General features: G+C 66.0%; 2 protein-coding genes and 1 tRNA gene. 2 read left to right on the top strand and 1 reads right to left on the bottom strand.

Going from position 1 to position 2633, the window contains the following annotated elements:
- Positions 1-1149, top strand: a 1149-nt coding sequence (locus tag AC08ON_RS18040) for a site-specific integrase (RefSeq protein ID WP_476617427.1), incomplete at its 5' end; no start/stop codon positions are given.
- Between the two features lie 181 nt (positions 1150-1330).
- Here the strand turns inward: AC08ON_RS18040 and AC08ON_RS18035 are convergent.
- A tRNA-Ile gene (locus AC08ON_RS18035) sits at positions 1331-1407 on the bottom strand.
- Between the two features lie 377 nt (positions 1408-1784).
- Between AC08ON_RS18035 and AC08ON_RS18030 the strand changes: the two genes are divergently transcribed.
- A complete protein-coding gene (locus AC08ON_RS18030) occupies positions 1785-2147 on the top strand; it encodes a hypothetical protein (protein WP_476608703.1) in 363 nt (120 codons plus the stop codon).
- Positions 2148-2633: the final 486 nt, after the last annotated feature.

Raw genomic sequence — 2633 nt, 5'->3', positions numbered from 1 at the left:
GCCCTGTACGCCGCCATGCAGCTCATCGGCCGAGATCTACAGGGAAAGAAACCCTCACCGCTGCTCGTCCGGCTCCTCGAAGTCCGTCAGGACGACCCGCGGCACCGTCGCCGACTGAGCGCATCCCGAATTCAGCGCGTACATGCCACCCTAATGAGCGCGCTCAACAGCGCCGTGAAACGCAAGAAACTGGGCCATAACCCGGCTGAACACGTCGAGCTTCCCAGAGCTCGCAAGGTCAGGCCGCTCGTGTGGACCGCGCCGCGGATCGCCGCTTGGCAGCGCAAAGGCACCCGGCCCTCCCCGGTCATGGTCTGGACCCCTCAGCAGGCCGGCGCCTTCCTCGACTTCACCGCCGCCGACCGGCTCTACCCGCTGTGGCATCTCATCGCCCACCGCGCCCTGCGCCGCGGCGAAGCCGTCGCGCTCGGCTGGACCGAAGTCGACTTCGACGACGACAGCATCTACATCCTCGACAATCTACCCGGATCCGGGCCAGACGCCGAGGACGACATCGACCTCTACGAAGACCCGAAGAGCGAAAACGGTACCCGCACCATCAGCCTAGATCCGACGACCAGACAGGTTCTGGAGTCCTGGCAGACCCACCAGGACGGTGAACGCGCCGCTTACGGGAAGGCCTGGACCGACAGTGGCCGGGTGTTCACCCATCCTGACGGCACTCCGCTCAACGCGGACGGAATCTCCCAGCGCTTCGAACGGCTCGTAATACGCTTCGCCACCATTCGCACCGAACACGCCGAACACGCCGAACACGCCGAACACCACTGGAGCGTCCATCGCCTCGCCGACCGGCACCGCATGCCCCCCGAAGCCATCAAAATCGCTCTCGACTTCGGCCCGCTGCCCCCGATCCGACTCCACGACCTGCGCCACACCGCCGCCAGCCTCACCTACCTGGCCACCAAGGACTTCAAGGTCGTCTCCGAGCTTCTCGGACACGCCTCCATCCACTTCACCGGCGACGTCTACACCTCGATCTTCGCCGACGCGGACCGCGCCGCCGCCAAAGCCGCCGCCGCCGTCGTTCCCCGCCGACTTCCACCCGGACCGCGGCCACCCACCACGCAACCCGTCGTGCCGCCCGCTGACGGCCCCGAACCCGACGGCCTCGGCATCGAGCTGTAAGCGACCCCCACGCTAACGCCACGTCAAACAGGCACCACCACGACCTACCGTAGTCGCTCTCCGTAGCCGCCGGTCGAACGTCCAAGATTAGTTGCCGTCGCAACGGCATCACATCGGCATCACATCGACCAGATGTCGATCTCCGGTGCGATCAGGTCGCCACGAAAGCCCAGGTCAGACGTGGTGGGGCGGGTGGGGCTCGAACCCACGACCGACGGATTATGAGTCCGCTGCTCTAACCGGCTGAGCTACCGCCCCCCTGGATCGATCCCCCCAGCGTCTCACAGCGTGGAGGACGTCTCACAGCGTGGAAGGACATCGACGACGTACAGCCTAACGGCTACCGCCGGATGGCATGCGTCCGCTCGTCTGGCCGCGGAGAGGAGCCCAAGAACAAGACTCACCGGAAGTGGACGACCACGGAATGCCGAGGCGGCACGGATCGACGGCGGCACGGATCGACGGCATTCCGGCGCCGCCGCCGTCCCGGCGACATGCCCAGGTCAGCGCCTGTCCGGCGCCGCTTGACCGCTCGATCCGGACTTGTGATGCCGAGACGACATCCCCGGCTATGCTCACCGTGCTGATCCGCTCACGCGGCTTGTCCCGATCTGCCGCCTGCCGAAGAGCGATGAATGACCGCTGATCCCGAATCCGCCTGGCAGCGTTACACCGTCTCCGCCGAGCTTCTGTACCGCGACGACACGGCCGACGCCCTGCGCGGCTGGGACTTCGACGCCGCGTTCCTGCTCATGCGCAAATGGGACCATGTCAGCCAGGACCGCCTAGCCTCCTCCATCGAGGGGTTCAGCCAGTCCCGGATCAGCGGCCGGTCCGCACCCACTACGTCGTCGACAACAGCCGCCACACCCGGAGCAACCCCGCCGACCGGCTACCAGACCGTCGCCATCACCAACGGCTACACCCGCACCCTGCACACAGCAGGGCCCGACCACATCATCGACTCACTCACCGAACTCCTCGACCTCCTCGCCTGACAGCGAGGGCGCGGACCTCAGGCCACAACCCAGCCGGTCAACCCAGCCGACTGTACTGTAGATGGCACCGAGGACACGAAGGCCGCTCCGGCAGGGACCGCCGGGTGTCACTATTGGTGCCTTCACAAACGGCTCATACCTCATAGTGACTCTCGGAGAGTACGGCGAGCCGGGCACCGCCCATCACGAGTGGGACTTTCGAGTCGTGTCTCGTCAAGGTTCCCAGGTAAACACCAGGATGTTCGACTGCAGCGGTGGCGCAGTTGAACACGCGTGTTGTCGCCGGAGTCGGGTGTTCGCGCCGCACCGGCCCCGGCGTAAGCTTGAAAACCGCGGATTAGCCCCGGCCAAGCGGCAGGGCTGCGCGAAGGTCGCGTGGTGTGACGGCCCGTTGCGTTAAGTGGCTATGAACTGGAGTGCCCGGCGGCGGTCTCCGGCGATGTGTTCGAGGGTTTCCTTGAATTTTCGGACTCCGCGGAGGCGGAG

Source organism: Frankia sp. CoWAU3, from assembly GCF_977971855.1.
Note: the sequence above shows the minus strand (reverse complement) of the source record. Positions and strands in the feature narration are given on the sequence as shown.